The organism is Nostocoides japonicum T1-X7 (assembly GCF_001046855.1).
Lineage (GTDB): Bacteria > Actinomycetota > Actinomycetes > Actinomycetales > Dermatophilaceae > Nostocoides > Nostocoides japonicum.
In genome coordinates this window covers 362,411-388,919 of the sequence record NZ_HF570958.1, presented here as the reverse complement: position 1 = coordinate 388,919, position 26,509 = coordinate 362,411, and the positions used below count along the sequence as shown (strand labels likewise).

General features: G+C 67.4%; 23 protein-coding genes and 1 pseudogene. 7 read left to right on the top strand and 17 right to left on the bottom strand.

The annotated features are described in order from the left end of the window. The first annotated feature begins 38 nt into the window (after window positions 1–38). Window positions 39–407 (top strand): group II intron maturase-specific domain-containing protein, encoded by a 369-nt coding sequence (locus tag BN12_RS25715; RefSeq protein ID WP_200901120.1) that lies wholly within the window; start codon window positions 39–41, stop codon window positions 405–407. 275 nt (window positions 408–682) lie between these two features. Here the strand turns inward: BN12_RS25715 and BN12_RS01755 are convergent. From BN12_RS01755 to BN12_RS01725, 7 genes and pseudogenes are all read right to left on the bottom strand, one after another. Further along, window positions 683–2,030, bottom strand: a pseudogene (locus BN12_RS01755) (IS1380 family transposase); the annotation flags it as partial. A gap of 1,061 nt (window positions 2,031–3,091) precedes the next feature. Then, window positions 3,092–3,589 carry a hypothetical protein gene (locus tag BN12_RS01745; RefSeq protein WP_157635295.1) on the bottom strand — a complete coding sequence of 166 codons (498 nt, stop codon included), beginning with the start codon at window positions 3,587–3,589 and terminating at the stop codon, window positions 3,092–3,094. Between the two features lie 202 nt (window positions 3,590–3,791). Next, on the bottom strand, window positions 3,792–4,397 hold the full coding sequence (locus BN12_RS23570) for an amidase domain-containing protein (RefSeq protein WP_162233018.1): 606 nt from the start codon (window positions 4,395–4,397) through the stop codon (window positions 3,792–3,794). 102 nt (window positions 4,398–4,499) lie between these two features. Continuing rightward, window positions 4,500–5,609, bottom strand: a complete 1,110-nt coding sequence (locus BN12_RS01740) for a tyrosine-type recombinase/integrase (RefSeq protein WP_048549771.1) — start codon at window positions 5,607–5,609, stop codon at window positions 4,500–4,502. Next, window positions 5,606–5,806: a helix-turn-helix transcriptional regulator gene (locus tag BN12_RS24930; protein ID WP_048549770.1), complete on the bottom strand. Its 201-nt coding sequence runs from the start codon at window positions 5,804–5,806 to the stop codon at window positions 5,606–5,608. Before BN12_RS24930 ends, BN12_RS01740 begins: the two co-directional genes overlap by 4 nt. A 540-nt stretch (window positions 5,807–6,346) precedes the next feature. Next, window positions 6,347–6,805 carry a hypothetical protein gene (locus BN12_RS01730; RefSeq protein ID WP_048549769.1) on the bottom strand — a complete coding sequence of 153 codons (459 nt, stop codon included), beginning with the start codon at window positions 6,803–6,805 and terminating at the stop codon, window positions 6,347–6,349. Continuing rightward, entirely contained in the window at window positions 6,802–7,284 is a 483-nt protein-coding gene (locus BN12_RS01725) for an excisionase family DNA-binding protein (protein WP_235432269.1), read from the bottom strand. The genes BN12_RS01730 and BN12_RS01725 overlap by 4 nt, the downstream gene beginning before the upstream one ends. A gap of 393 nt (window positions 7,285–7,677) precedes the next feature. Here BN12_RS01725 and BN12_RS01720 point away from each other — a divergent pair, with 393 nt between their 5' ends. Together BN12_RS01720 and BN12_RS24225 are read left to right on the top strand one after the other, a co-directional pair. Further along, window positions 7,678–8,397: a DUF433 domain-containing protein gene (locus BN12_RS01720; RefSeq protein WP_157635294.1), complete on the top strand. Its 720-nt coding sequence runs from the start codon at window positions 7,678–7,680 to the stop codon at window positions 8,395–8,397. Between the two features lie 12 nt (window positions 8,398–8,409). Further along, window positions 8,410–8,811 carry a PIN-like domain-containing protein gene (locus BN12_RS24225; RefSeq protein ID WP_157635293.1) on the top strand — a complete coding sequence of 134 codons (402 nt, stop codon included), beginning with the start codon at window positions 8,410–8,412 and terminating at the stop codon, window positions 8,809–8,811. A gap of 600 nt (window positions 8,812–9,411) precedes the next feature. Here BN12_RS24225 and BN12_RS01710 read toward each other — a convergent pair. From BN12_RS01710 to BN12_RS01700, 3 genes are all read right to left on the bottom strand, one after another. Next, the gene (locus tag BN12_RS01710; RefSeq protein ID WP_048549765.1) at window positions 9,412–9,837 is read right to left on the bottom strand and encodes a hypothetical protein; all 426 of its coding nucleotides are present in this window, start codon (window positions 9,835–9,837) and stop codon (window positions 9,412–9,414) included. A gap of 233 nt (window positions 9,838–10,070) precedes the next feature. Further along, complete coding sequence (locus BN12_RS01705; RefSeq protein WP_200901119.1) at window positions 10,071–11,519, bottom strand: amidohydrolase family protein; 1,449 nt, start codon at window positions 11,517–11,519, stop codon at window positions 10,071–10,073. A gap of 209 nt (window positions 11,520–11,728) precedes the next feature. After that, entirely contained in the window at window positions 11,729–12,598 is an 870-nt protein-coding gene (locus BN12_RS01700) for a MurR/RpiR family transcriptional regulator (RefSeq protein ID WP_053079922.1), read from the bottom strand. A gap of 176 nt (window positions 12,599–12,774) precedes the next feature. On the opposite strand from BN12_RS01700, the gene BN12_RS01695 reads away from it, so the two are divergent. Beyond that, window positions 12,775–14,166, top strand: coding sequence for an MFS transporter (locus BN12_RS01695; protein WP_048549764.1), 1,392 nt, complete (start codon window positions 12,775–12,777; stop codon window positions 14,164–14,166). A gap of 94 nt (window positions 14,167–14,260) precedes the next feature. After that, window positions 14,261–14,806: a GAF domain-containing protein gene (locus BN12_RS01690; protein WP_083454334.1), complete on the top strand. Its 546-nt coding sequence runs from the start codon at window positions 14,261–14,263 to the stop codon at window positions 14,804–14,806. Between the two features lie 322 nt (window positions 14,807–15,128). Here the strand turns inward: BN12_RS01690 and BN12_RS01685 are convergent, their stop codons facing one another. The 3 genes from BN12_RS01685 to BN12_RS01675 all read right to left on the bottom strand — a co-directional run bounded on the left by BN12_RS01685 (window position 15,129) and on the right by BN12_RS01675 (window position 18,221). Continuing rightward, window positions 15,129–15,308 carry a hypothetical protein gene (locus tag BN12_RS01685; protein ID WP_048549762.1) on the bottom strand — a complete coding sequence of 60 codons (180 nt, stop codon included), beginning with the start codon at window positions 15,306–15,308 and terminating at the stop codon, window positions 15,129–15,131. 283 nt (window positions 15,309–15,591) lie between these two features. Next, on the bottom strand, window positions 15,592–16,383 hold the full coding sequence (locus BN12_RS01680) for a response regulator transcription factor (RefSeq protein ID WP_048549761.1): 792 nt from the start codon (window positions 16,381–16,383) through the stop codon (window positions 15,592–15,594). After that, a complete protein-coding gene (locus tag BN12_RS01675) occupies window positions 16,335–18,221 on the bottom strand; it encodes an AAA family ATPase (protein ID WP_048549760.1) in 1,887 nt (628 codons plus the stop codon). The genes BN12_RS01680 and BN12_RS01675 overlap by 49 nt, the downstream gene beginning before the upstream one ends. Before the next feature lie 199 nt (window positions 18,222–18,420). Between BN12_RS01675 and BN12_RS01670 the strand changes: the two genes are divergently transcribed. Further along, window positions 18,421–20,490, top strand: coding sequence for an MSCRAMM family protein (locus tag BN12_RS01670; protein ID WP_083454332.1), 2,070 nt, complete (start codon window positions 18,421–18,423; stop codon window positions 20,488–20,490). A 302-nt stretch (window positions 20,491–20,792) separates the two neighbouring features. On the opposite strand, the gene prpB is transcribed toward BN12_RS01670, so the two are convergent. Both prpB and BN12_RS01660 read right to left on the bottom strand, forming a co-directional pair. Beyond that, complete coding sequence (gene prpB / locus BN12_RS01665; protein ID WP_048555880.1) at window positions 20,793–21,743, bottom strand: methylisocitrate lyase; 951 nt, start codon at window positions 21,741–21,743, stop codon at window positions 20,793–20,795. Further along, complete coding sequence (locus tag BN12_RS01660) at window positions 21,740–23,290, bottom strand: MmgE/PrpD family protein (RefSeq protein WP_083454907.1); 1,551 nt, start codon at window positions 23,288–23,290, stop codon at window positions 21,740–21,742. The genes prpB and BN12_RS01660 overlap by 4 nt, the downstream gene beginning before the upstream one ends. Before the next feature lie 441 nt (window positions 23,291–23,731). On the opposite strand from BN12_RS01660, the gene BN12_RS01655 reads away from it, so the two are divergent. Then, window positions 23,732–24,757, top strand: a complete 1,026-nt coding sequence (locus tag BN12_RS01655) for an ABC transporter substrate-binding protein (protein WP_048549757.1) — start codon at window positions 23,732–23,734, stop codon at window positions 24,755–24,757. Between the two features lie 233 nt (window positions 24,758–24,990). Here the strand turns inward: BN12_RS01655 and BN12_RS01650 are convergent, their stop codons facing one another. After that, window positions 24,991–25,401 carry a gamma-glutamylcyclotransferase family protein gene (locus BN12_RS01650; RefSeq protein WP_083454330.1) on the bottom strand — a complete coding sequence of 137 codons (411 nt, stop codon included), beginning with the start codon at window positions 25,399–25,401 and terminating at the stop codon, window positions 24,991–24,993. Then, entirely contained in the window at window positions 25,394–26,086 is a 693-nt protein-coding gene (locus BN12_RS01645) for a M24 family metallopeptidase (RefSeq protein ID WP_048549756.1), read from the bottom strand. The genes BN12_RS01650 and BN12_RS01645 overlap by 8 nt, the downstream gene beginning before the upstream one ends. Window positions 26,087–26,509 lie beyond the last annotated feature (423 nt).

Here is a 26,509-nt window from a genome sequence, read left to right as displayed (position 1 = left end):
ACGTCTACACCTTCATCGCCGGCCGGCCGATCCGGTCGTTGAAGGCGAAGATCCGTGCGCTGACGAACAGGACCTCGCAGCAGAATCCAAGGTCTGTGCTGATCAGGCTCAACCAGATCATGCGCGGCTGGTCCAACTACTTCAAGCACGCGGTGGCCAAGCACACCTTCCACGCGCTATCCCACTTCGTGTGGTGGCGCGTGGTCCGGTGGCTGCGCACGCTGCACCGCTGGAAGTGGAAGGACGTCCGCCGACGGTTCACCACCCCCGATGGACGGTGGAAACCGATCACCGTGGACGGGATCGAGCTATTCAACCTCGAATCGGTGCCGGTCACCCGGTATCGCTACCGAGGCAACACGATTCCCAACCCCTGGACCCTGCACGACCACGCCATCACGGCGTGAACTGTGGAGAGCCCGGTGCGGTGAAAGTCGCACTCCGGGTTCGACGAGCGGCCTGGGGAAACGGACCGGGAGCAATCCCGACACCGCGCCCCAGGCCGACTCAACCGCCCGGTGATTCGGCGGGGTTTGGTTGACGATTTCTCGTCAGGATTCTTCGGGTCCGGGTTCTGGGCGTGGGGGACCCGCCGGTCTGTCCGGCTCTTCCACGGGGTGTTTCCTCGGGGTCGGGTGGAATGTGTCTCAGGTGGTCGCGGTAGCGGTGTCCCATAGGGGGCCCAGGCGTTGGTCCAGGGCCAGTCGCGGGATAGGTGCAGGGTGAGGCGTCGGGCGGAGGTGGCGACCCGGGCGGGTACGGCGATCAGGTGGGTGCGCAGGTGGCCCAGCGGGCTGTGGCGTGCCGGGCGGAGGCGGCGACGCCGGCGGCGCGCAGCAGGTTGACGGCGAGGGCGGCGAAGGCGAGCCAGGCGGCGTTGGCGGTGAACGACCCGGACGGGGCGTGGCAGGGGCCCGTTCTTGATCTCGGCGATGACCTGCTCGATGATGGCGTGGGCCGCGGTGGGTGCGGTCGGCGTCGATGGTGCACAGGGTGGAGTTGGTGATGAACCCGTGGTGACGCCAGGTCGTGAACAGCTCCGGCTGCCCTTGCCCTTCGGTGGCTTTGGGGCCCCGGCGTTTGACGCGGCGCACGACCAGCCGGCAGGTGACCTGCCGGCGGGTAGGGTGGGAGGTGAAGGCGGTGAACGGGGTCTGGGCGACTTCGGCGTCGCTGATCCAGCACCCGCCCTTGGGGTGGTCGGGGTCGGGCTCCCACACCGCCTCGGGGTAGCTGATGGGGGTCCAGGCGTCGGCGTCTCTGGCGGCGATGGCCTTGGTGACGGCGGGGTCCATCCGGGCGGTGACCGAGAACCATGCGCCGGCGCGGATGACGGCGCCCACCAGGTCCTGGCGGTAGTAGCAGGAGTCGGTACGGATCATGATCTGGGCGGTGACACCGGCGCGGCGGGCGCCGGCGATGGACTCGGCGGCCAGCTTGTCGGCGCCGTGACCGCAGATGGTGTTGCCCTTACGCAGCCGGGTCCCGGTCAGCACCGGCGCGCAGACCGGGGTGGACAACGCGGCGACCTGGGCATTGACGCCTTTGACGCCGGAGTAGCCGTAGGCGACGCCCTGCTCGGCGTAGCCGTGGACCTCCCGGATGGTGTCGTCGATGTCCATGAACGCCATCCCCTCAGGCTCGGTGGCCCCGTCCAGCAGCCGCGGGACCGCCGCGGCCAGCCGGGCCAGGACTCGGGAGGCGACCGCGTCCAGCTGCCGCACATGCCCGAAGGTGAACGACCGCAGGAACGTGCCCAGCGTGGAGGGGGCGCGGACCCCGGTGAACACCCGCCGGGTCGCGCCGTGGCGCAGCACGTCCAGGTCGTCGATGGAGTCGGCGCCGGCGAGCATCCCGGCCACCACGCACCCGGCCTTGGCCGCCGCGTTCGGGCAGTCCACGCTCACATGCTCGCTCAGCAGGTCGCCCAGGCCGGCCCGCCCGGCCAAGCGCATCACCGGGACCAGCCCGGCCGAGCCCATCAGGTTCGGGTTGTCGAAAACCGCGGAAACCTTATGCGATGCTTGCATCTGTCGGATGACCCCTCGGTGCGGTGCGGATCGAACTGTCGCAAGTCCAATCCTCCCGCCCCACAGGGGCATCCGCGCACCACGACTCGCCCATCACCAACCGGGCCGGTGGACCAGGGCTCAGCACGCGTTCGCGACGGACTTGCAGCCCGACGTGCGCAACGCACTCACCGGCGACAATGCGCCAGGATTGCGAACTCCGCCACGGATTCGCCACGAACAACCGGTGCTGGTCGCGATCGGCCGGACACGGGTCGCCATCACCGAACTCAACTGGGACGACGTCTGGGAACAACACGAAGTCATCATCGTCGTCGAATTAGGATTTATCCCCCTCGGGGTCACTCAACCGGTTAGGGACCGCGGATTGTTTAGGGGTCCTTCGGGCGTCGTCCGCGCGGGAAAGGACTAATGGCATGAGGCGGCTTGAAATGCCCTGGAGCGTCATCTGACACCAAACGTCCGACCTTGATCATTGACGAACTTGGGGAGCCTCCTCCACGCAAGGTCCATGGCGTCGCAGACATCGGGGATGCGCGGCTTCTGGCTGTTGTACGGTGTCTCTCTTGGGTGAAGACCCTGCCGCCCTCGGCCAAAGCCAAGGCGATCACCAGGGCATCGGCACCGTTGCGCGGCGTATCAGGCTCAATAGATCTCAGACGTTTCCTGGGTATCCATAGAGCGGCCACCGAGGGCTGCTCGCAGAGCGAATGCTCCCGCCACGAGCCCGCTGGCGACCAACGCTGCTCCGGTCAGGAACGATCCTCGACTCGCCACTCGACACGCATGCGCAATCGCTTCTTGTTCTGACGGTGTTACTTGACCGCCGCTCGTGCCTCGGCGCATGACCCAGAAGTGCCAGGCGGAGCCGCAGATGCTGCCGTCTGCGGCGACCGTGTGCTTGCCCCAGATTACAAGACCGATCACGACCAACGCTGCACAGGCGAGGCTCAAGAGAGCGACCTTCGACAATCCCACCTGATCACGAGCGTCTGACATGTCGCACCTCTTTGGCAGGTGCGCCGCTGCGTATCAGCGGCGGATGGCTCATAGCGTACGACTCAGGGTCCCTCGCCCGGGGCAAACGCTCCGAAGAGAGACGAGATCTGCCACTGGCCGCTCGGCTGTCGGACTAGAGTGGCTGTGAAGTGCATGGTGCTAACGGGTGCAGTGGCGAGCCAGCTACCCTGAGGCGATTGCCGAACGAGCGACTTGGCCCAGGCAGTGACGTCGGCCCCGATGTTTGCGTTGTCCCCACGAACGGTGACGTCCTGGTAGCGAATCTTCGACACGCCAGCGCCCTGATTGATCTGATTGGGATCCCGATCCATGGCCAGCATCCCCATAAGGGACTTCTGAGCGTCTGACATCTCTTGAGTCGTGAAGTACTTGGCCAGAGCGACCCGTCCGGTCTGTTCCAAGGTGGTGAGCTCGGGCTGGGACAGCGACGAGCGCGACAGCGTGGTCTTGCGAAGGCTCAACATCCGGTGCTGCTGCCCTGTCGACGGGGTACCGGCCGACATCATCGCTTGCATGCCGTTGGCGAAGGCGGTCTTCACGGCCCCTGTCTGATCAGACTGTTCAATTGAGGCAGCGTCCGTTCGCGTTCGGGGCGTCTGGACCTGGCCCTGCCAAAACACCAGGAACATGATTCCGAGTACACCGACGGCGACGGCCGTTGGCCAAGTCCATCGCTTCATTTGACCTTCTCCACCCTGGAAGCCCTCACCGTCTATTACCCTATGCCCGGGCTAATCGGACTCAGTGTATGTGCAAGAAATAAATTGTCGTAGTACTGCGATACGCATTGTACGGATATAGGGACCAAAAGGCGTGCTTGCGACCGGAAGTGTGCTCATCGATGTAGTTACCCTGGTAGCCGGATGAGGGATCGCCACCGATCCCGACCTGAATAGCAGAGTGACTTACGCCCTCGCCATGACCCCAGTCATAAAACAGAGCGTCCCCCGTCTTGACACTAGATGGTGTATATGGATTGATCGAGGTTCCGGGGGCGCTACCCTCGTACGTCCCGCCGCCGCCGTGGTAGTCAAGATACTGATAAAGGTCCCAAGCCACCGTCCATGAATGACTCCACGCGTTTGCGCTCTTGTTTTGCCACCAGACGGAGTCTGACGTCGGTGAGGTTCCGTAACCAACGAAGGGCTTGCCGCCAGCGTGGAGGGACTGCGACACAAAGTTGGTACAGTCGTCACCGAACTTCAGGTAGTGACTGTTGTACGAGAGCGCCCACGTGTCGGCGTACGCGGCGGCATCGCCCCCGTCGTATGCCTCAGCGGGCCCTGCGAGAGTTACTGTTGCAACTGCCGCCAACAACGCGGCTAGACCCAGCTTCGCGACCTTCACGATGGCTCCCTCCAACGATCGAGTGCCAGAAGCTCTAGCGAACGAACCTGACGCACTCCCCCGATCTCGCGATCGTCGCCACCGTAGTCCTCGGGAGTCAGGTCAGCAAGCCTTCTGAGGCTGATTCTTGATGTGCCAGTGGCGCGCCTCCCGCCATTTTGGTGCGTCGGGTGGTAATGCACCAGCTCGCTTGACGTCAACTAGGCAAGGCAAGAAATCCCGAGCAAGACCTATGCGCAGACTGGCGGCAACGTGAGGACTCCGCCTGCGGCTGAACGTCAGAGGAGACGATGATCCAGGGGCCCGGAAGGTCGCATTCCAGTAGGCCAGTGAGTCCCAGCGGGTCATCCGGCGCCAGTTGCTCGAGCGCAGGTAGGCGCCCTCCGGGGAGGGGAAGAGCAGGTCCTCGGGGTCCTTGCCTTCCACCCAGGCCGCGACGACCGGCTGGACCAGGTTGGACATCGGCACGACGCGTCGCTGACCGCTCTTGGTCGTGGCCCGCTCCACGATCCGTCCAGTGCGGGCGGACTGCGGCAGGGAACGCTTGACGGCGAGCCCGGGGTAGGGCACGTCGGTGACGTCCCGGACGCGGAGCCCGCGCAGCTCCCCCATCCGGACACCGGTCAGCCCCAGGACCAGGGTGAGGTCGGCGTACTTGCCGGCGGTCGCGCGCGGAGCCTCCACGACGTCGAGGAGCAGCGGGAGGGTGAAGGGTTCGAACTCGATGACCTTGCCCGTGTGCGACTCCGGACGGGGAAGCCGAACGCCCGCTGCGGGCGAGCGGCGGATGCTCCGGGTCTTCACCGCATACGCGAACAGACCCCGCAGCGTCGTGCGGACCCGCGCCGCCGTCCGCACCGAGCGGCGGGTGGCCAGGTCGGTCAGGAACCGCTCGATCTGCATCGGCGTCACCGACGAGACCGGGAGCTTGCCCAGAGCCGGGACGATGTGGACCCGCAGCGCCGACTCGTCGGACTCCCACGACCGGACGGCGACCTGACCCTCGCGGGACTCGCGGTACTCCTCGGCGACCTCCTTGACCGTGATCCGCCCGGCCGACGGCGGCACGTAGTCGCCCTCGTTCAGCAGCCGCTTCTGCTCGGTCTCCCACCGCACGGCGTCCGCCCGGCGATCGAAGGTGCGATCGGCCACCACGACACCCCGGAACTTGACCCGCGCCCCGTACCGGCCACCGGGCGTCTGGACGATCACGGCTGCTCCCGCTGCGCCTCGATCCAGGCGGTCAGGTCCTCGGCGAGCCAGTAGCGCAGTTTGCCCATCCGCACCGCCGGCGCGAACCGGCCGTGCATCCGCAGGTGGTTGAGCGTCCCGACGCTGATCCGGCACCACGCTGCTGCCTCGTCCACCGACAGCAGGGTGGGTGCCTCCGGTTGGGTTGTGCTCGACATGGGTTGCCCTCCTCGTGACGACGGCTGCGCCGTGGTTTTCCGTGCTACTTGGGGAAACGGCGCCGAGGGGGCACTGTCCGTCCTGACCACAGACTTGACCTCCGGCGTCCTCGGCCTCATGTGGTGGCTGCGACGGGAAGGAGTCGGCAGATCCCGTCGCTCGTTCGACTGGGACGGTCCTCGATGGCCACCTCGCGACCCTGTAAGCATCGAACTCCGCAGCGAGGGTCGACGATCAAGCCGCTTGGCTCAGCACGCGTTCGCGACGGACTTGCAGACTGACGTATGCGATCCGTTCACCCGCGACGATGCGCCCAAATCGCAACTTCGCCACAGATTCGCCACGGACAACCGGTTCTGGTCGTGGCCCACCGGACACACGCCGGTCCGGCTAGTGCATTGCCACGAGGAATGGCGGAGGACTGCCCGGCCTTGGCCTCAGTGTCGGCTACTGGCGCTGACGGCGCAGCGCCCAAAGCGTTCAGCCACTCGGTGATCTGCCGGATGCGTACCGGACCCACCGGCAGCAGGCCGACACGGTCACGCAAGACGCCGATGCGTACCAGGCCGGCGTCGAGCGGAGACGACACGAACTCGAGATCCTTCATGCGCCCGGCGACGAGTCTGGAAGGGACCAGATCTTGGGGTTCGAGGCACAGGCCATGGCGCCATGTGCGGCGACCGGGGCGAGGCGCACCAGCCGGTCCCGCCACCCCTCGGCAAGATCGCCGTGGTGGCGTCGACACCTTGGGCGTAGTAGCCATACATCTCCTGGAACGGCGAGTCCTCACCCAACGCACCGTCGACCATGTCCGACTTCGTCAGATCCGTGTCCTCGGCGAAGAAGACGTCCGCCTCGATCGAGGCGTGCGCCGGCTCGGGCAGCTCGTCTTCGTCGAAACTGCCGAGGATCGCTTGGCTGCTCACCACGATGACGTGATCGTCGTGGGCAACATTCGCGGCCGCGCGCAGAATGTGCGCCAACTGCTCGCGCTTCACGAGGCCCGGGGCGTCCGGTGCGTGTAGAACGCGTGGAGCGCCTTGTCGCGGTCTGCGCTGCTAAGCACGCCTGCCAACGGCGAGTTCGCTCGCAGCTCCTGAGCGTGTGGCGTCTGCGAGGTGAGGAGGTCGAGCACGTCCTCGACCGGCCCGTCGAGCAGTCTCTCCCACTCCTGCAGCCACATCGCACCACGCCCGCCTGGGTGCTCGGCCTGCAGGAGCTCAAGGTTGGCGCGCGCACGGCGCAGCACTATTTCAGGATCGCGCGCCAACTCGCCGGCCACCGCAATGTTCAACCACCGGCTACGACGGTCGGGACGGTTCGTGCGCGTCGTGCGCTCCCGCAACTCCTCCACATCCTCGCGACGAACACGCCGGTGGGTGCCAACGGTCAGGAAGGGTAGGCCACCGGTCTCGCACAGGTCGACGACGTGCTCGCGCGAGCAACCGAGCAGTTGCGCGGCCTGGCCGGTGATCAACAGCCACGTGCGCAGGCTGCTGATCGAGTCCGCCTGGCACCACGAACCCCGCTACGCCCCCGGCACGACCATGCACCAGCGGTGGGCCGCCGCCCCGAGCGCGGCGGCCGAACGCGGCGACAGCGGCAACCGGCGCCTGCACCGCCGCTGGCAGGTCATGACCGACCACAAAGTGACAGTTGTGGCAGTGCCACAGGCGCGATCGACCGCGACGACCTTCCCACCGCCGTTGCCCGCAACTACGACAAGTACCCCGAAGAGCCCGGCTTGGGCACCTACCGCTGACGATCCTCTGCGACACGGACGTGCTCGGCCCCGAAGCGAGAGCGAGCCTCACGACCAGACATGATGCGTCATGATTGGGTGGCGGAACGACGATGGGAGGTGGATGCGATGACCGTTCTGCAGGCCGAGGCGTCGGTCGATAAGTTTCACGCGCCCCTCTACACGCAGGCCGAGGCGGCGCGCTTCCTCGACTTGTCCGAGTCCACGTTCAGGAACTGGGCACGGGGCTACCACGCCGTGATCGGGGGGCGCGAGGTCGACGGTGCGCCGATCCTGAGCACGGTCGAGCGAGCGGGATCACGCGGGCCGAACATCCCCTTCGTGGGGCTCGCTGAAGGCTACGCGCTGTCCGCTATCCGCAAGGCCGGCGTGCCGCTCCAGCGGATCAGGCCAGCGCTGGAGCGCCTTGGGGCCGAGATGAACATTCACCATGCCCTCGCCTCCCAACGACTGTTCACCGATGGCGCCGAAGTGCTGTTCGACTACGCAGCACGCACCGGCGGCGACGAAGCCGACGCTGTGCGTGAACTCGTCGTTGTCAGGGACGGTCAGCGAGTCTTCAACGATGTCGTCGACGGATACCTGCAGCAGATTACGTTCGGCGCCGACGGCTTCGCCACCGCTGTTCCCTTGCCCGGCTTCCGCAAGGCGCAGCTCGTCGCCGATGTACGCCGCTCGTTCGGCCAGCCGATCTTCCGGCGCGGCGGTGTGCGGCTGGAGGACGCGGTCTCCCTGTTCAAGGCCGAGCGCGACATCGAGGTGGTGTCGGAGGAGTACGGCATCCCGCGTGCGGAGCTTGAGGACGCCCTGGCCGTCCTCGTGAACTGAGCGCCACCGCCGATGCCGGGCCCACACTTCTTCGTCGACAGGAGCCTGGGCCGGAAGCAGGTTCCCGTTGCGCTGCGCAACGCCGGCTGGGATCTCGTGACACTGGCCGAGCACTACGGGATCCCTGCCGACCAGGCCGTTGAAGACGTCACCTGGCTGGAGCTTGCAGGCGGCCACCGATGGCCAGTATTGATGAAGGACGAACGGATCCGCTATCGGCCGGCGGAGCGCGCCGCTGTCATCGGTCACGGTGTCCGCGCCTTCTACCTGACCTCCGGCAACCTGTCCGGTCGCCAGATGGCCGACCTCTTCATCGCGAACCAATCCGCCATCTGGAACCGCGCCGTCGAGGGCGGTCCCGCGCTGTTCGCCGTGTCACCCAGCGGGGTCCGCGAGATCCCCTTGGACGACTGATCCGCAAAATGAGGGCACACACATAGGGCACAGATCCGCGCAACGAGCCGGATCCAGCCGCAACCACCCGGAAATGCAGAACCGGCCTGCTCCCAGCATTCTCACTGGTCTCCTGTCGACTTTGACACGCCGCGCGCTTGGTAACGATTAGGTCACGAGTAGTCTTTGTCGTGCCCTGTTCCGGACAAGGTCCTTCATGCCCGCCCACGCCAAAGACGCAGGCGAGAGCCTCGTAGCGCGACGAGGCAGAGCCCGCCAGGAGTGTCCATCTGGTCTGATTCACGCCATTGCGCCGAATCGCACCACCGTGTAAGGATCTGCGCGTCTTTGTGCACCGTCGCGGGCTTCAGCACCCGGTGAGGGTGCAGGGCCTCGGCAAAGTCGATTCATGGTGCGGTGAGCAGATCGATTGGTCGGGCGGGATCACGTCCGTGATGTCGTAGTCCGGCGGCGATACAATGAACCGCGGCCCGCTCTGGCCGTGACCTGACCTGGGCCGCCGCGGCCGAAGAGCTGCGCTGCACGCCCGGCCAGCTGACCGGCCTGAAGACGGCCCGCTTCGCCACCGGGATGCGTCTGGCCATGCGCATCACCCGATGGCTAGAGCGACCCACGGCCCACTTCATCTACCCCGCCCGTTGGTAGACACGCCGCACGTTCACGAGACTGCTCGGCGGGCAGGTTGGCCACGGCGGGGGTGTTGACGTAGCCGAGGGATCCGTCGATGTTGTGGGCCTGGGTGTAGGCGTAGGAGCGGCTCAGGCCGGTCTCGGCGGTGGGGATGTCGACGGTGAAGGTCTTGGTGTTGTGGAGCGCGTCGTAGCTGCCGATGGTGGTGGTGTAGGCGTTGACGCCGTCGTGGCTGGTGCTGGTGTAGGGCTTGCCCTTACCGTTGGTGGCGCCGTCGTAGGTCCAGCGGTTTCCCTTCGCAGTGGCGTGAAACTCCTCCTCAACACCAACCTCTCCCCCGCCGTCGCCCAGCGCCTCACAGCAGCCAGCCACGACGCCTCGCACGTGATCGATCACGGCCCCAGCTGCACCGCCGTGGCGCCTCGAGCCCTCCGCATCGGTGCCGTCCACGGCGCGTTGCGGGCGCGTTGAACACCAATTAGTGCCTCAAACCGGCGTCTCAGCAACGCATCGCCGCAGGTCAGCGTGTTGCGCGGACAAGAGTCAGGTGATGGGTCCGCGCGTGGTCTACGGGCCGGTGGTCGTGTCGTACGAACCGGTGTCGCGGCAGACCCACGTGATGGACAGCGTCATCGAGGCTGTTCGATACTGATCCGTTCCTTCTCCTCGGCGACGATGTCCTTGACCTCTGTGCGCAGTCGGTCGGCGTCGTAGACCACGCCGCTCTTGATCGTGTACCGGATCGCCGTGACGCGAGTTGCGACGCCGTCGACATAGCGCAGCGCCCCGTGGCCGTACATCATCTTGAGGTTGGTCAGCGGATTCTCGTCCAGCACGATCAGGTCGGCGGCCTTGCCTGGTTCGAGTGATCCGATCTCCTTTCCCAAGCCCACGAGTTCGGCCGGGTCGAGGGTCGCGGCGCGCACAATCTCCAGGGGATGGAAGCCGGCCTCTCGAAGCAGCTCGAGCTCCTCGATCAGTCCGAATCCGAAGGTCTTGTAGATGAATCCGGAGTCCGATCCCGCGGTCACCCGTCCGCCTCGGTTCTTGAAGTCGTTGGTGAACGCCATCCAGCGGGTGTATGCCTGTCGCCACGGTCCTTCCTGCTCGCTGCCCCAGTCCTGGTAGACCGATCCATGGCTGTCGGGGCTGGGCTCAAAGAAGTCCCAGAGCTGCGGTGCTGTGAAGTCGCGGTGCCACTCCGAGGTGCGTACCCGCGTGGAATCCCGGTGGCCGATATAGATGTTGAAGGTGGGGCTGAGGGTAACGCCGAGCGAGAGGAACTCGTCGAGGGTTTCGTCCCAGGGGGCCGATCCGGGTTCGGCGCTCTGCATCCATAGGGGGCCGCCGCTGGCGTACCGTGCCGGCTCGTCGCTGTAGTTGTACCCGGCCGCGAAGTTCTGCACTGTCCGGTCGCGGAACATCGTTTCCGGGATGCCATACCAATGCTCGATGCTGCGCAGTCCCCACCGTGCTGTCGTCAGGGCGTTGACCTGGCGGACGCGACGTTGCTCGTGGTGGCAGGCGCTGTCCAGGCCGAGAACGGCGGCTTCCTTGAGGGCTGCTTCGAATGCCTCTGGAGCGACCCCGAAGAACTTCACCCCGTGCGCCCCGTGCTCGGCGGCCTGCTGGACCCACTTGGCTGCGTCGGTGGCGTCCAGGATGGGCCCCGGGTGTCCCAGGCCGAAGAACGGATAGGGCAGGATGCGCGGGGCGGCGATCTCACATCGGTCACTTCTCGCGGCCTCGGACACGGTGAAGTCGAACCCGTTGAGGCAGGCGACCTCGCGGACGGTCGTCACACCGTGAGCGAGCCACAGCTTGTACACGTAGTCCGCGTTCGGGGCCTGGTGAATATCGCCGATGTGTGCATGTGAATCCACGAGTCCCGGCATCACGAACCGACCTGGCAGATCCATCACCCGGGCCTTGGGGTGAAGATCTCGCAGATCCGCGCCACCGGTTAGCCCCCGCGAAATCGGATCGGTCATGTCGACGATCGAGGCGATCCGGTCCCCGCGTATCAGGATGTCCGCCGGACCGTACGGTGGCGCGCCAGTGCCGTCCAGGACATTCACCGATCGCAGGATGAGGCCATCCGGGTGGTTGGATCCGATGTTCCTGTCGCGCCCGGCTGTTTGAGTGGCGTGTGGCGGGGCGCCGCGAACGCCGGCGCCCGGCTCCTGGTTCTGCGGACACATGACGGCTCCTATCAGTGGACCGACGCAACATACAGTGCATCTTGTGGAATGCGCAATAACTCTCTTACAGGTCGTGCATCCTGGTGTCAGTGCGGAGGAGGCTGGTCCGCCATGAGGTTGAGCCGCCGCCAACTGTCCTCGGTGGCGGCGGTCGTCCTCCGCGCTCCGCGGGGGTCTCGGGTGACGATCTCATTGAGGAGGCCGTGGACGAGTGCGACCGCGGCGGTCATGGACGGGAAGTGGGCAACGCCCTCGCTGGGTATCACGACCACGTGATCGCCGGCTTCGGCCAGTGGCGAGGCACGCCGGTCGGTGATGACGCAGGTCACCAGACCCCGCTCCTTCGCGAACCGCGTGGCAGCCAGGATCTCGTGAGGCAGCCTCCACACGTTGAAGACAACGAGGGCGTCTCCCGGGCTCATTCCCATCAGCCGGCTCGCCCGGTAGGTCCCGGCCATGAGGTCAGGCTCGACATTGAGCCCCAAGTACCCGGCAAACTGGGCGAGCATGACGCCGGGGGCGAGGTAGCTGCCGGAGCCGAGCACCAACGTTTGCGACGCACCGAGGATCGCGTCGGCGATGGCCCGGGCGGCATCCAGGTCCATCGTCCGGGCGGCCAGTGCCAGATTGCTGGCATCAGCCCGAAACGCGGCGAGTATCGGGTCGGCGGTGGTATGCGCGAGGTCGGCATGCTCATGGAGCACGTCGCCTGCCGAGAGGCTGCCAAGGTAGCGTCCGCGAAGTTCCAGCTGCAGGTCCGGCCACCCGGTGAAGCCGAGGCTCTGTGCCGTCCGGGTCACGGTCGCGATGTTGACGCCCGCGCGTTCCGCGATCTCTCGTCCAGTCGCGCATGACGCCAGTCGTGGTTGCGAGGCGATGACGGAGACGACGCGAGAGGCTCGCGTGCCCAGCGAGGCGTGCAGGGCAAGATCCTCTACCCAGCTCTCCAGCGACATTGCAGCCTCCCGAGTCGACTTCAGGTACGCAACAGAACCACCCAAGGATCCCCGATGCGACCGACAGATTCATGCAACGACTCTTGCGTATTATCCAGTATGCATCTAGTCTTGCCGACCACTGCCGGCATAGAGGTCCGTCAGGTCAGACGCAGATCACGATCGGGAGAGATGCCATGGACCCCACCCTTGAACGGCTCGACCGGATTCCGCTCAGCCGCCCGCATCGCCGGCTGCTGTTCCAGGGTGGGCTTGGCTACATGTTCGACGCTGCCGACGGCGCCGTCATCTCCTTCCTCCTGCCCGTGCTGGCCGTGAACTGGCACCTGAGCAAGGGTCAGATCGGACTGCTCGCGTCCTCGGGCCTCTGGGGGTTCGCCGTCGGTGCCCTTGTCGCAGGCCAACTCGCCGACCGGTTGGGACGCAAGGCGGTGATGATGTACGCCCTTCTCTTCTTCGCCGTCTTCAGTGTCGCGGCTGCGTTCTCGACCAACTGGGACATGTTCTTCTGGCTCCGTGTGTGTGCTGGCGTGGGTCTGGGGGCCGAGAGCGCCGTCATCGCGCCCTTCCTGTCCGAGTTCGTCCCGTCGAGGGATCGGGGAAAGTACATCGGGACTCTGTCGGTGTTCTTCGCCTTCGGATTCGTGCTGGCGGCGCTGGTGAGCAAGATCATCGTTCCGCTCGACAACGGCTGGCGCTGGGTTCAGATCATCACGGCGCTGCCAGTGGTGATGCTCCTGGTGTGGCGGCGGGTCCTTCCGGAATCGCCTCGCTTCCTGCTCGCTCATGGACGCCAGGCGGAGGCCGACGCAGTGGTCGATCGCTTCGAGGCCGAGTATGAGGCTTCGACCGGCACCAAGCTGCCGCCGGTCGCTCAGACGTCGCCCGAGAGCGACGCACTGGCCCACGAGAGTGTCAAGAGGATCGGGATCGTCGCCAGCATCGTCGCGCTGTTCAACGGCTGGTCGATGGCCCGTCGCACCATCGTCTCCTGCCTGATGTGGTTCGCGGTCACCTTCGCGTTCTACGGGTTCAACCTCTGGATCCCGACCCTCCTCGTCGCCCAGGGATACAGCCTCTCCAACAGCTTCACGTTCGTTCTGCTCTTCTACATCGCGCAGATCCCCGGCTACCTCAGTGCGGCCTTCCTGAACGACAGGCTCGATCGGAAATGGGTCAGCGCCACATACCTGCTCGGCGGAGTGGTCGCCACCCTGCTCATGGGACGGGTCCACGGACCGGGACCGGTCATCGCCACTGGCATGCTGCTCTCGTTCTGCCTGACTGGCGTCTATGCCTCGCTCTACACGCTCACTCCCGAGTTGTATCCCACCCGGATCCGCGCGACCGGCAACTCCTTCTCCACCGCCGTCGGACGTATCGGCGGCATCATCGCCCCGAACATCATCCCGGTGGTTCTGGTCAACCACGGGTTCAACGGCGTGTTCATCCTGGAGGGGATCGTCCTGCTCGTCGCGGCCATCATTATCGGCATCATGGGCACCTCCACCTCCGGACACACCCTGGAGGAACTCAACGAGACGGCCCACGACCCGGTCCCGGCATGAGATCGGCAGCGAGTCGATCCGGGCAGGCCCGGTCGAGCGCGGCGCACAGCCTGGGCTGCGGCGCGATCCATGTCAGCGCGCGAGGAGGGACAGCATGAACGACGGGCCCGATCTAAGGCTGGTGTCGTGGTGGAACCTGCCGCAGACGACCGCCGCGGACTGGGCACACGCCGCGGGCGACATCGCCCGAGCGGCAGCAGTCGCCGCGCCAGGAGAGCTCTTCGGGGACCTCGCGCGCGTCTGCGCAGGACTGGTCGGGTGGAAGCTGTTCACCGTGCTTGCCATCGACCACCGTCAACGGTTGGCCCGTCGGTTCTACACGAGCGACCCGGCGTCCTACCCCATCGGCGGTGCCAAGAGCTTCTACGGCTCCGAACTCGGTGCGACCGCATTCACCGACGGCCGCGCCTTCATCGCGCGTGATCACCAGGAACTGACACGCGTCTTCCCCGACCACGAGCTCATCTCCAGCCTCGGATGCGGCGCCGCGCTGAACGTTCCCGTACGCCACCACGGTCGGGTCGTGGGATCGGTGAACATCCTGGACGTCCCGAACTCCTACAGCGAGAGCGACGCCGCCCTCATCGGGCCCTTGGCTCAGTACTGCGCCGCGACACTCGCAGAGATCGCCGTCGGCTAGGAACTGAGGCTAGGAACTGATACGAACGTCGCTGAAGCCAGTGGTCGATGCTGGCGACGTGGATGGTGGTGGCGTAGCGGACGGTGAGTCGCAGCGGGTGGCGAATGCGCAGTGGTGGTCGTTGTGGTTGAGGCCGCACTCGATCCTCAACTGCTCAGAGCCCAGCCCGAACATGCTGAGGTCTCGCACTGTCGCGGTTCGCCAGGCCGCGTGGGTCCTGCGTTACGAGCTCTCGCTGACTGCCGCGTCGTCGGCCGCCACAGGGAACGGTACTTCGACGCAGTGCTTCTCGCGTTTGCGCGTCAGGAGAGCTGCGAGCCGCTCACCACTGAGGTCGAGGACCCCGGAACGCACCCGGCTCTCCCTGACGGACGTTCTCGACGATGACCAGGGCGTCGCGTCCGCGGGTGTCGATCGCGGCTCGTCCGGCGGCAGCTTCGAGGTGCAGGACATGCGCGATGGCGGCGTCCTCGATCTGACGATTGGTCTGCAACTGCTCCATGTTCGGCAGCGTAGAGGGCCCCCGCCTCTCCGGGCCGGAACGCCGGCCAGATCGAACCGGGGCCGTATGCCTTGTGGCACGGCCTGCCGAGCTGCAGCGGCATGTCGCGGCCTCGGCCGACCCGCAGGTCGCGGGTCGGCTACACCGAGTCGATCGTCGCGCACTGTGAAGGCTTGGCGATGTTCCCCCACCGGGAGCGATCGCGCGATGCTCGATCGCCATAGGCGCCGTCGTGGAGGGCGGCCTGCGCCGGCATCGATGCGGGCCTGCCCGGGGGCCTGGATCACTCGAAGGACAGGTCGAGGTCTGCGAGCTGGGACTTGCGGGAGATTCCGAGTTTGCGGAAGGTGCGGGTGAGGTGCTGCTCGACCGACCGCTTGGACATGTAGAGCGACTGGGCGATCTCGGAGTTCGTCCGTCGTTCCAGTGCCATCTGCACGATCTGTCGCTCGGTCGCCGTCAGGAGCGGACCCAGCCCGCGCGGCGGCGTCGTGCGGAGCATCTCGACATGCGTCACCCACCCGGAGAGCCCCTCGCCCTGGAACACCGCGCTGGCCCGCTCCAGGAGCGTCTCCGCGTCGCCGAAACGACCTACGCCGCGCAGCATTCGGGCGTGGGCGAGAAGGGTGCGCGCCAAGTCGACGGGATAGCCCTCGGCCGTCAGCTCGGCGGCCGTGGCGAACGCCGCGTCAGCCTCGTCAGGCGCCATCGTCAACGCCTGGCACCGTGCCATCAACGCGGGGAAGCGCACTCCGCCACGATCGGGAAGCCACGAGGTGTGGATCTGCAAGAGAGCACCAGCTTGGTCCGCGGAGCCGCCGGCGGCACGCGTCGCCTCGAGCAGGTCGGCGACGATCGCGGTCTTGGGGTCGTAGAGGAACCCACCAGTCGTAAGGCCCTGCCGTAGCAGCGCCGCCGCTCGCTCGTGATCGCCCTCGACCAGCGCCCGATGCCCCAGCGCTATGGCGACGTCCGACCGTGCCTCGGGCGGAAGGCGGAAGATGCCATCCCCGCCGAACCGCCAGGCTAGGCGTTCGCCCTCGTCGCCCGGGCCGAGCACGGCGTTGACCTGCACCTGTGGCGCCCACACGTGCGCGGTCCCGGTCGTCTGGTAGGGCAGCACTCGATCGAGGCGGCGCAACAGGGACTCGGCTGCGCGGTAGTGACATCGAGCCATCTCCACATGGATCCGGCTGGCCAAGTGCCCGACCCGCGCCAGGCCCCCTTCTGCCGGGGATGGCTGCGACGCCTCGACGACGGCGGCGGCCAGCGCGGGCTGACCGACAGCAGGATGAAGGCGACGACGGACGAGTTCACCTCGTACCCCGGCGGTTTGAGCGCCACCCAACGCCGTGCCGCCTCGGCCAGGCCCGCCGGCGCCCAATCCTCGCGGCGTTTGAGGGCGATCTCCGCCCGAACCACCTCAGCCAGCGCCTGCAGGTCAGGGATCTCCGCGCCGAGACCAACAGCCGCCTGCTGCATCGTGCGCGCAGCACCGTCCAGGTCCCCTCGCTGGACTTGGGCACGAACCAGGGCGAAGACGCTTCCCGCCCACGCCCGCCGCCTTTCCTCATCGGGCGGTGGCTCCGCGACAACCCGGGGGATGGAGTCGCTCACCAGACCGGTGAGCATGGCGACCTGAGCCTGCAGCCAGGCCACGTCGTCGGCGTCCAGGTGGCCCGGGCGACCGGCGCTCACCTCGATGACCGCACGAACTGTCTCGACATAGCCGTCGGAGAACAGCATCGCCGCGAGCGGAAGAGAGCCCTTCGGGAGCGCACGGCCCATCAGCTGCACTGCCAGCGCCACGTGGGTCAACTCGCCCGAGTGATAGGCCGCCAACGCGGACTCGGCGACCTCGTGGGCCCCGACGTCCTCCCCGCCCAGGGCCCGGTGCAGTCGCTCGCAACCGGTGTCCGGGGTGGCGCTGGCCAGGAGCCGATGGATGGCCAGCCGTTCCAGCTCGGCCGTGGCTGTCCACACCGCCAGCGCTTGGGCAGGCGAGACGGGAGCGATGACGTGATTGACGGAGTGGACGACACCCTCGGCCACCGCGTCGTCGATCGAGTCACCCGCCAGGACCACCAGGGCCTCGTCGACACCCAGGCTCTCCTCAACGGCCAGAGCGGCGAGCAGACGACGCTGGCCCACGCTCAGTCCTGCCCTGGGCAGCAGCCGTCGAGCCGAGACCTCACTGAGCGGCAGAGGATGAGGCAGCAGATCCAGACCCGCGAGCTGCGAGGACGTCAGGCGGCGGACGACGGACGCGATGGCCAAGGGAACACCGGCCGTCGAGCGGCGGATCTGCTCGGCAACCCGGTACGGAACCGGTTCGTCGATCAACGACTCGATCAGTGCTCGCGCCTGGTCCACCTCCAGTGGTCTCAGCTCCACGACGGGGATGCCGTGCAACGGCGCAGGCACGTGGGAGGCGCCAGTCACCAGCACGACTCTCGTGCTCAGCTGGGAGACGCGTCGCAGGAGGTATGCCACGACTTCTTGGGAGCCCAGATCGAGCAGATCGAAGTCATCGACGACACATACCCGAGGCCTCTCAAGGTCGCCGTACGCCTGGGCAACCAGCCACAAGTCGCGGGCCACTTGATGGGGGTCCGCCGTGGCCGGGTCAGCGAGGATGCGTTCGAGTTCCTCAGGACGTGTGAGCTCGAGGAACGGCAGGAGCCCGGAGTGGGCAAGGTCCACGGCGCTGTCCAGGTGTCCGGAACGGGCATACGTCCCACCGTCGACCCACAGCACCGGCAGGTCGACCTGCTCGGTGAAGCGGCGCACCAAGGAGGTGCGCCCGGAGCCCGGCCCGCCAGACACCACGCACACCGAGGGCGGTCCGGGACCCGAGTTCCCGAGAGCCAGTAGCTCCTCCAGCGCGCCATGGTGGATCCACGGCTGCGTCACGTTGAGAGCCTAACCAGATCGCCACCACGCAGCAGCGGAAGACTGCGCCTGAGACAGATCCGCACTTCTCTGCACGATATCCGCACACCTCTGCGGCATCGGCAGATGACGATCGTTGCCGTCTACCCTTTGAGCTGGCTGCGACGAGGGGTTTCAGTGGCAGACCTCTCCTGCGGCTATCTCCGAAGGAGAGAACGGCATGCGTCTTGTGCGAGTCGGCACGGTGATGGCTGCGACAGCAGCAGTGGTGGCCGCTACCGTGACGACGGCGGCGCCGGTCAGCGCGGAGCGGACGACCGGTTGGGCGACATGGGGACCACTCACCGGCTCGTCGAACGCCTACGCCACGACCATGCAGCTGCCGGCCGGAGGCTTCCCGAAGGCCTCGGTGACGAGCGACTCGCGCAGCCCCGCGCAGGTTCCGAGCGGGGCGACGAGCTTCCTCGGCGGGCCGGGTGACCCGGTCCCGACCGAGGTCGGGACCAAGTACGGCTCATCGCGGAACAGCCCCTACCTCCTGCTGCGGCCCAAGGCCGACAAGGCGACGACCCCCTCAACGACGACGTACTCCTTCTCGGCGCCGACGCCGGGAACGGGGTGGGCGTTCGTCCTGGGCGACATCGACAGCGACGCAGTCCGCATCTCGGCCAAGGACGCCGACGGAACGCCGCTTACGGCCGCGCAGATCGCGCCCTGGTTCCAGGGCGTCTTCAACTACCTCGGCGACGCCGACCTGCCGAGCTGGGACCAGGCGAGCTCCACGCTCACCGGCAACCCCGGTGCCCTGGACACCAACGCGGCCTCGGCCTGGTTCGAGCCGGACCTCGCCCTCTCCACACTCACCTTCACCTTCACCCGACGGGCCGGCTTCCCCGTCTACCAGACGTGGTTCGCCAGCGTCGCCCGGACCATCTCCGGAACGGTGACCGACGTGTCCCTTGCCGGAGCCACCTGCCCCCTCACGGCGGCGTCGGTGCGGCTCCTGGCTCCGGACGGCCGCCTGCTGGCCAGCACCCGACCGGCGGCGGACGGATCCTACGACCTGGGTCAGTATGCGACGCAGCCCGGCTACACCGTGCAGGTCGAGCGTCCCGATGGCTGCGCTGTCGTCGGGTCGGCCCAGCACACGGTGAGCACGGCCCGCTCCGACGCCACGGCCGACTTCTCGCTGCGCCACGTGGTGCCACAGTCCGTCTCCGGTACCGTCACCACCCGTGACGGCAGCCCCGTCGCAGGGGTCGAGATCACCCTTACTCCACCCGGCGGCGGCCCGCCGCGGACGACGACCACCGACGCGGACGGCCGGTACCTGTTCGACGACAACGCCGAGCAGGACGGCTACACGGTCACGGTCACCGGGGTCCCGGACGGCTACGACATCAGCGGACCCGGCTCGCGGAGCTTCGACATCCCGCATGGCACCCCCGTCACGGGGCAGGACTTCACCCTCGTCGAACTCCCCTCGGTGTCCGGCACGGTCACCGGCGGGGGCGCCGGCCTGCCCGGGGCGACCGTCACGCTCACCCCGCGCGATGGCGGCACGTCGGTTACCACGGTCACCAGGGGCGACGGCAGCTACGTCTTCGAGCACGTGTCTGCCGGCGAGTACGACATCGCCGTCACCCCACCGGACGGCTACCGCCCCACCCCACCCCGCACTGGCGTCACCGTCGCGGGCTCCGACGTGCCCGACGAGGACTTCGCCCTGACCCGGCCCGGCAGCCTCGGCGGGCAGGTCACCCAGAGCACCGTGGGCGGCGGGGCCCAGCCGGTACCGGCGGCGATCGTGACCGTCAGCGGGCCAGGAGTCTCCCGAACGCTGCCGACCGACACGGACGGCTCCTACTTCCTCGACGACCTCGACCCCGGCAACTACACCATCACCCTCACCGTCCCCGACGGTCTGGAGCCGACCGGCCCCACGACCCGCACGGTGACGATCACCGACGCCGGCGAGAACCGCGGCGGCCAGGACTTCGTTCTCGAAGCGGCTGCCACGACGACGAGCCCGACGAGCAGTCCCACCTCGACGAGCCCGACGAGCAGTCCCACCTCCTCGACCAGCGCACCCTCCACCAGCACTGGAACGCCAACCGTCCCGCCGGGTTCCGGCGGCGCGGGAAGCGGCTCGTCGCCGGCGAGCGGCACGAGCGGACTCGCCTACACCGGCGTCCAGGTGATCCAACTCCTCGGCCTGATCACACTCCTGGTGGCCGGAGGCACCGCACTGCTCGGAGCCGCACGCCGCCGCGCGGCACACCAGCACTGAGACCTGTTGCGAACGTCGTCTGAACCAGCGGTCGATGCTGGCGGTGTGGATGGTGCCGGCGTAGCGAACGCCGAACCTGTCGCAACGGAGAAGATCACCGGCAGGGCGAGGCCGCCGAGCATTCGGCATACCCTTCGACCCAGCCGTCAGCCGTCGGACTGGATGAGGCCGAGTTGCCGCCCGCGGCGCACCGCGGTGAGCCGGTGCCGGCAGCCGAGCTTGGCATAGACATGCTCACCACGTCGTGTCGACGACGACTCCGGCGAGGCCGCGGTGCACGGTGGCCTCGGGTGTGGAGGGGCTCATCGCTGGTCCTTGCGGGTCGAGGCGGTCGGTGGGGGTTCGACGGGCTCACCGGTCGGGACGTCGAAGGCGAAGATCTGGGAGTCGAAAGCGGCGTAGTCGCGGTAGCGGAGCAGCTCGTAGAGGCGTGACCGGGTCTGCATACGCGCGACGAGGTCGCGTTGGGTCCCCTGCTGCGCGATGACCCGCAGCCCCTCCTCGACGGCCCCCATCGCCAGCCGCAGCAAGGTGACGGGATAGATGACGACGTTGAAGCCGATCGCGGCGATGGTGTCGACGTCCAGCAGCGCGGTCTTCCCGAACTCGGTCATGTTCGCAAGGAGTGGGGCCTCGACCTCCTCGCGGAAGACGCGCATCTCCTCGGGGCCGGACAACGCCTCGGGGAAGATGAGATCGGCACCCGCCGCGACGTAGGCCTGGGCCCGCTCGATCGCGGCGGGCAGGCCGTCGACACCGCGGGCGTCGGTCCGCGCACAGATGACGAAGTCGGGGTCGCTGCGCGCGGCGACGGCTGCGGCGATCCGCTGGACCATGTCCTCGGTCGACACGAGGGTCTTGCCGTCGAGGTGGCCGCATCGCTTGGGGCTCATCTGGTCCTCCAGGTGACAGCCGGAGATGCCCTTGCCCTCGAGCGTCTGGATGGTCCGAGCGACGTTGAGTGGTGCACCGAAGCCGGTGTCGGCATCCACCAGGGTGGGCAGGCTGGTCGTCGCGGCGATCTGCTCCGCGCGTCCCGCGACCTCGGTGAGCGTCGTGAGGCCGATGTCGGGCAGACCCAGCTCGGCCGCCAGAACAGCCCCGGAGATGTAGACGCCCTCGAACCCCAGCTCGGCGATGAGCCGCGTCGACAACGGAGTGAACGCGCCGGGGAAGCGCAGCAGCCGTCCGCTGTCCAGTCCCCGCCGCAGCTGCTGCCGGGCCGCCTGCGCGGGTGCCGGGCCGTTCATCAGAACACCCCCGGACGCCCGGTAGGCAACCCGAGGAGGTCCGCCGCCACCGTGAGATCGGCGACCTCCTCCGGGCGCAGCCGCGGCAGGCGCTGCACCAGCGAGAGGAAGCGGTCCTGCTCCCTCGCCGACACGACCCCGTCCGCCAAGGTCTGGAACTTGGCGATGTAGTCGGCGCGCACGAACGGATGGGCACCCGCGGGATGGGCGTCGGCCACGGCGAGCTCGCCCGTCACGGTGCTGCCGTCCTTGAGGGCGATCTCCACCCGACCGCCGAAGGCGCGCCTGTCCGGGTCCGGATCGTGGTAGCGGGCGGTCCATTCCGGGTCCTCGACCGTGGCGATCCGGTGCCACAGCGCGACGGTGTCCGGGCGAGCCGCCCTCTCCGGGGTGTAGGAGTCGACGTGGTGCCACCTCCCATCCTGCAGAGCGACGGCGAAGATGTACGCGATCGAGTGATCCAGCGTCTCCCGGCTCGCCCTCGGGTCCATCTTCTGGGGGTCCTTGGCACCCGTGCCGATGACGTGATGGGTGTGATGGCCCGTGTGGATCACGACGGAGGTGATCCGGCTCGTGTCCGGCAGCTGCGGCCGCAGGGCACGGGCCAGGTCGATGAGCGCCTGCGCCTGGTACTCGGCCGAATGCTGTTTGGTGTAGGTGCGCAGGATGGCCTCCTTGGGCTCACCGGGCCCCGGCAGGGACACGTGGTAGCGCGCCTGCGGGCCGTCGAGGAGCCGGGCGAGGACGCCGTCCTCGCCCTCGTAGATCGGGGCTGGTGCGCCCTCCCCCCGCAGCGCGCGGTCGAACGCCTCGATGGCGGCCTTCCCGGCATACGCCGGAGCGAATGCCTTCCAGCTGGAGATGGCCCCCTTGCGGGACTGCCGCGTCGCGGTCGTCGTATGCAACGCCTGCCCGATCGCCTGGTACGTCACCTCGACCGGAGCCCCCAGCAACGTGCCCAGGCCCGCCGCGACCGAGGGACCCAGGTGAGCCACGTGGTCGATCCTGTGCTCGTGCAGGCAGATTCCTGTCGCGAGGTCGACCTGGATCTCGTAACCGGTCGCGATCGCACCCACGAGGTCCGCGCCACCCCGGCCCAGGTGCTGGGCGACGGCGACCAACGGGGGAATGTTGTCACCGGGATGCGCATACTCGGCCGCCAGATACGTGTCGTGGTAGTCCAGCTCGCGGACCGCCGTGCCGTTGGCCCACGCGGCCCACTCCGGCGAGACCCGGCGCCCCGCCTCCAGACCCACGACTGCGGCACCCCGGCGGCCCGGGGCCGCTGGATGGGCCAGCGCCTGGTCCCGCGCCGTGACGACCGGCGACCGGGTGAGCGAGGCCACGGCGACCGCCGCATTGTCGATGACCCGGTTGACGACCATGTCCGCCACCTCCTCGCTCACCGCCACCGGGTCGGCCGCCACCTCGGCGATCCGCCAGGCCAGCTCCTCCTGCCGGGGGCACGGGCTCGCGCTCGCGTGCACGGTCACCTCGTACTCGTTCACTGCTGATGACTCCCTCGTATCGCACGGCGGATCTCGCCACATCCTCCTCGCGACCACCATTGCGGCTCGTGGTGCGCGCCGGTAGGGGTGAAGATGTCACATCGCGAGAGCCGAGGAGGATGACGAGCCAGGACAAGGGAGGGATGAGAACCATGAGGGCCAGCTCGAGAATGGCAGCTTCCGAGCTCCGAACGGCCGGGGCGGCGCGCGGACTCCAAGACGTGGGCCGGATCGTTGACCTCCTGGCGATCCGCGGGTTCCGAGCCTTTGGTTTCGCCGGAGCAGGCCGGTCACAACGGGCTTCCATCGGTGGAGCAGCCGGGCTCGATGAATACCCACACGAGCGGAAGTCGTTCTGGACGCTGCGATCTCAGGGAGGCCGGCAATCTGGGACGACACGGAGCTCACATCCCGGACCCCCGTGGACCACCGGTTGGACCGAGCCCTAGTTTAGGGTTGCCTAACCTTTCTACGGAGGTCTCCATGCCGACACTGCTCGCACCCGCCCGTCCCGATCTGGACCTCGACGCTGAGTTCCGGCGGATCGTCGACGAACTCACTCGCCGCGGCCTGATCGGAGGCGGGCTCGGCCTCGCCGCCGGACTAGGTCTGACCGCCTGCGGCTCCTCCGGCTCCAAGCCGCACGAGACACCCTCCACGACCCCGTCCACCCGACGGGTGCAGGGCGCGTACGGGCCGGTGGACGTGCCCGCGAACCCGACACGGGTCATCGCCCTGTCCAAGGCGGCAGTCACCACCTTGCTCGACCTCGGCCTCACTCCGGTCGGCGTCGACGATGGCGAGGCCGCGGTAGCGCTGCCGCAGTACCAGGCGAGGATCAAGGCCCTTCCGACCGTCGGCGACTACGGCCAGTTCGACGTCGAGAAGATCGCCGCGCTCAAGCCCGATCTGCTGATCAGCTACGACACCTACATCGACCAGAAGCTCTACGCCCAGGTCAAGGATCTCGTCCCGACCTTCGCGCTGAAGACGGACGAGGGGAATGTCGCCTGGGAGGTTGCCACCGCCGGATTCGCCAACGCCGCCAACCGGAACAGCCAACTCGCGGCATGGAAGAAGAAGTACGCCGACCAGCTCGCCCAGGCCAAGACAACGTACCGCGCCCAACTGACCGGCAACCGCTGGGAAGTGATCCAGAAGGATGACGCCGGTGACTTCTATCGCTACCTGCCCAGCGCCGACGCGCTGACCGTCCTCGCCCAGCTCGGAGCCACGCTCGGCAACGCAAACGCGAAGGGCGCCAACTACTACGGCAATCCCATCTCGAACGAGGACATGATCTCCCACCTCGGCCAGGCAACCGTCATCCTCGGCGTTGCGCTCGGCATCGAATCGGTCACCTCCAACCCACTGTGGAAGAAGCTGCCGGCTGTCACGGCGGGCCACGCCTACTTCAGCAATGACCTGTTCATCTCCGGCTACAGCGGAGCCATCGCCCTGCTCGACCTCATCGAGGACATCTGCAAGAAGCTCGAGGGGAATCGCTGACGCCCACGTCCATCAGCCGGTCTGACAACGACGGTGAGGTCAAGCTGCTGGTCGACCCCGACACCCCGTTCAACGACCTGGGCCCCGACCACTACGACAACGCCATCTCCACCACCGCCAAGAAACGCGCCCACGTCCGAGGTCGACGGTGCCATAAAGGACGCTGCCAGGAAGCAGTCCAGTGAACGGGCCCAGGTGGACGGGCCCGGCCACAGCGAGCGACCCGGTTCGAGTCATGAGTTGCCGTCGGCGACGTAGACCCACACGGCCTCACCTGCGGTGGTCCGTGCGCGGACCCGCCGGTAGTCCTCGACCTCGTAGGCGTCGGCCGCGGCCAGCTGCTGGGTGCTCAGGTGGAGGACCGATCCCTCGACGTGGTCGACCGGGTCGGGACTGGGCCGCAGGATCGGGTGGCTCGAGGTGCCGCTCGTGGCCACGACCTCGGGGTCGGCGATGGTGAGCTGCTCCACCCGGAACCCCGACAGGGTCGCCGGCCGGGTCGGGACCGCCCGGCCGAACAGGGCCAGCTGGACCCGCGGCAGGCGCAGGGTCCCGTAGGAGAACACCAGGTGCCGGCCACCGTCGCCGGAGCCCTCCGCCGGACGCCCGCGCGCAGTCTCCCGCACCTCCCAGCCCTCACCCATCGAGCAGCTGCTCGAAGAACCCCCCGAAACGGCGCTCCTCGTCGATGAGATGAACCTCCAGGATCCAGTGACACGGGTTGCCCGCCGCGTCCAGCCGCCGCATCGGACCCGTGCTGCCCGCCGTGATGTAGCAGTCGACCTGGTCACCGTTGATCCGCTCGTGAGGGAACTCCCCCACCAGATGTCCGGCATGGCTCGCGCCATGTCCCCAGCCCCGCCCCGCCAGCAGGGCCAGAACATGCTCATACAGCTGCTCACCAGTGATGCCGGCATCGGCCTCGAAATAGTCGCGGGCAGCGTTCCAGATGAGCGGAAGGTCGCCGGCCAGGCGATGCTTGGCCGGGTCGTCACCCAGGACATAGGTACGCCCGATGTCGGCCTCCCACGCCTCGAAGATCGGCCCGAAGTCGAGGAAGAGGATGTCATCGCCCTCCAGAACCCGATCCGGCGGGTTCGCCCGGTACGGCTGCAGCGTGTTGATCCCCGAGCGGACGATCCGCTTGTGCCAGAACGCGCGGATGCCGAACATCTCGGCCGCCAGATCCCTCACCTGATCGGACAGCTCACGTTCCCCGACCCCCGGCACGATGAGCCCGCGCGCCACGACTTCCTCGAACAGCATGAGCGCCTTGGCCTGCGCCTCGCGCAGCGCCTCCACCCTCTCCGGATCTCTCGCGACCACCATGCCCGGACGCTACAAGACCTCGCCGGTATGCGGAGCTCGGGCCGAGTCCTGCCCCCTCTGCGGCGGGTGTCGATGACTCCTCGCCCAAGACCAAGACATGAGTATTGACACCGAATGGGAGGATCCTTACGATCAGACCACCCTGTTGCTTGTCATACAATCATCGTCACGCCAGCCGCCCTGAGACCCTCGTTTGACGGTTGGCCTCTCGCTCGGATGAGACGGAGCCCGCGGCACATGACATCGACAGCCTGGCCCCTCTCCTCCAGCCGTTCGACCTCACTCACCGTGTGTGGGCGGTTGGGCTCACACTCCAGTCCTTAATGCCTGGGAGCCGGATCATGTCCACAGTTGACCCGTTGTTGACCCCGTTCATCCTCAAGGGCTTGACGCTGCGCAACCGGATCGTCAGCACGTCGCATG

Coding starts and splice junctions, on each gene's coding strand:
- BN12_RS01645 (WP_048549756.1), bottom strand. CDS start 26,086: ATGGTGGTCGCGAGAGATCCGGAGAGGGTGGAGGCGCTGCGCGAGGCG.
- BN12_RS01670 (WP_083454332.1), top strand. CDS start 18,421: ATGCGTCTTGTGCGAGTCGGCACGGTGATGGCTGCGACAGCAGCAGTG.
- BN12_RS01655 (WP_048549757.1), top strand. CDS start 23,732: ATGCCGACACTGCTCGCACCCGCCCGTCCCGATCTGGACCTCGACGCT.
- BN12_RS24225 (WP_157635293.1), top strand. CDS start 8,410: ATGCCGGGCCCACACTTCTTCGTCGACAGGAGCCTGGGCCGGAAGCAG.
- BN12_RS01690 (WP_083454334.1), top strand. CDS start 14,261: ATGAACGACGGGCCCGATCTAAGGCTGGTGTCGTGGTGGAACCTGCCG.
- BN12_RS24930 (WP_048549770.1), bottom strand. CDS start 5,806: ATGTCGAGCACAACCCAACCGGAGGCACCCACCCTGCTGTCGGTGGAC.
- BN12_RS01720 (WP_157635294.1), top strand. CDS start 7,678: ATGACCGTTCTGCAGGCCGAGGCGTCGGTCGATAAGTTTCACGCGCCC.
- BN12_RS01650 (WP_083454330.1), bottom strand. CDS start 25,401: ATGGGTGAGGGCTGGGAGGTGCGGGAGACTGCGCGCGGGCGTCCGGCG.
- BN12_RS01700 (WP_053079922.1), bottom strand. CDS start 12,598: ATGTCGCTGGAGAGCTGGGTAGAGGATCTTGCCCTGCACGCCTCGCTG.
- BN12_RS01695 (WP_048549764.1), top strand. CDS start 12,775: ATGGACCCCACCCTTGAACGGCTCGACCGGATTCCGCTCAGCCGCCCG.
- BN12_RS01660 (WP_083454907.1), bottom strand. CDS start 23,290: ATGTGGCGAGATCCGCCGTGCGATACGAGGGAGTCATCAGCAGTGAAC.
- BN12_RS01685 (WP_048549762.1), bottom strand. CDS start 15,308: ATGGAGCAGTTGCAGACCAATCGTCAGATCGAGGACGCCGCCATCGCG.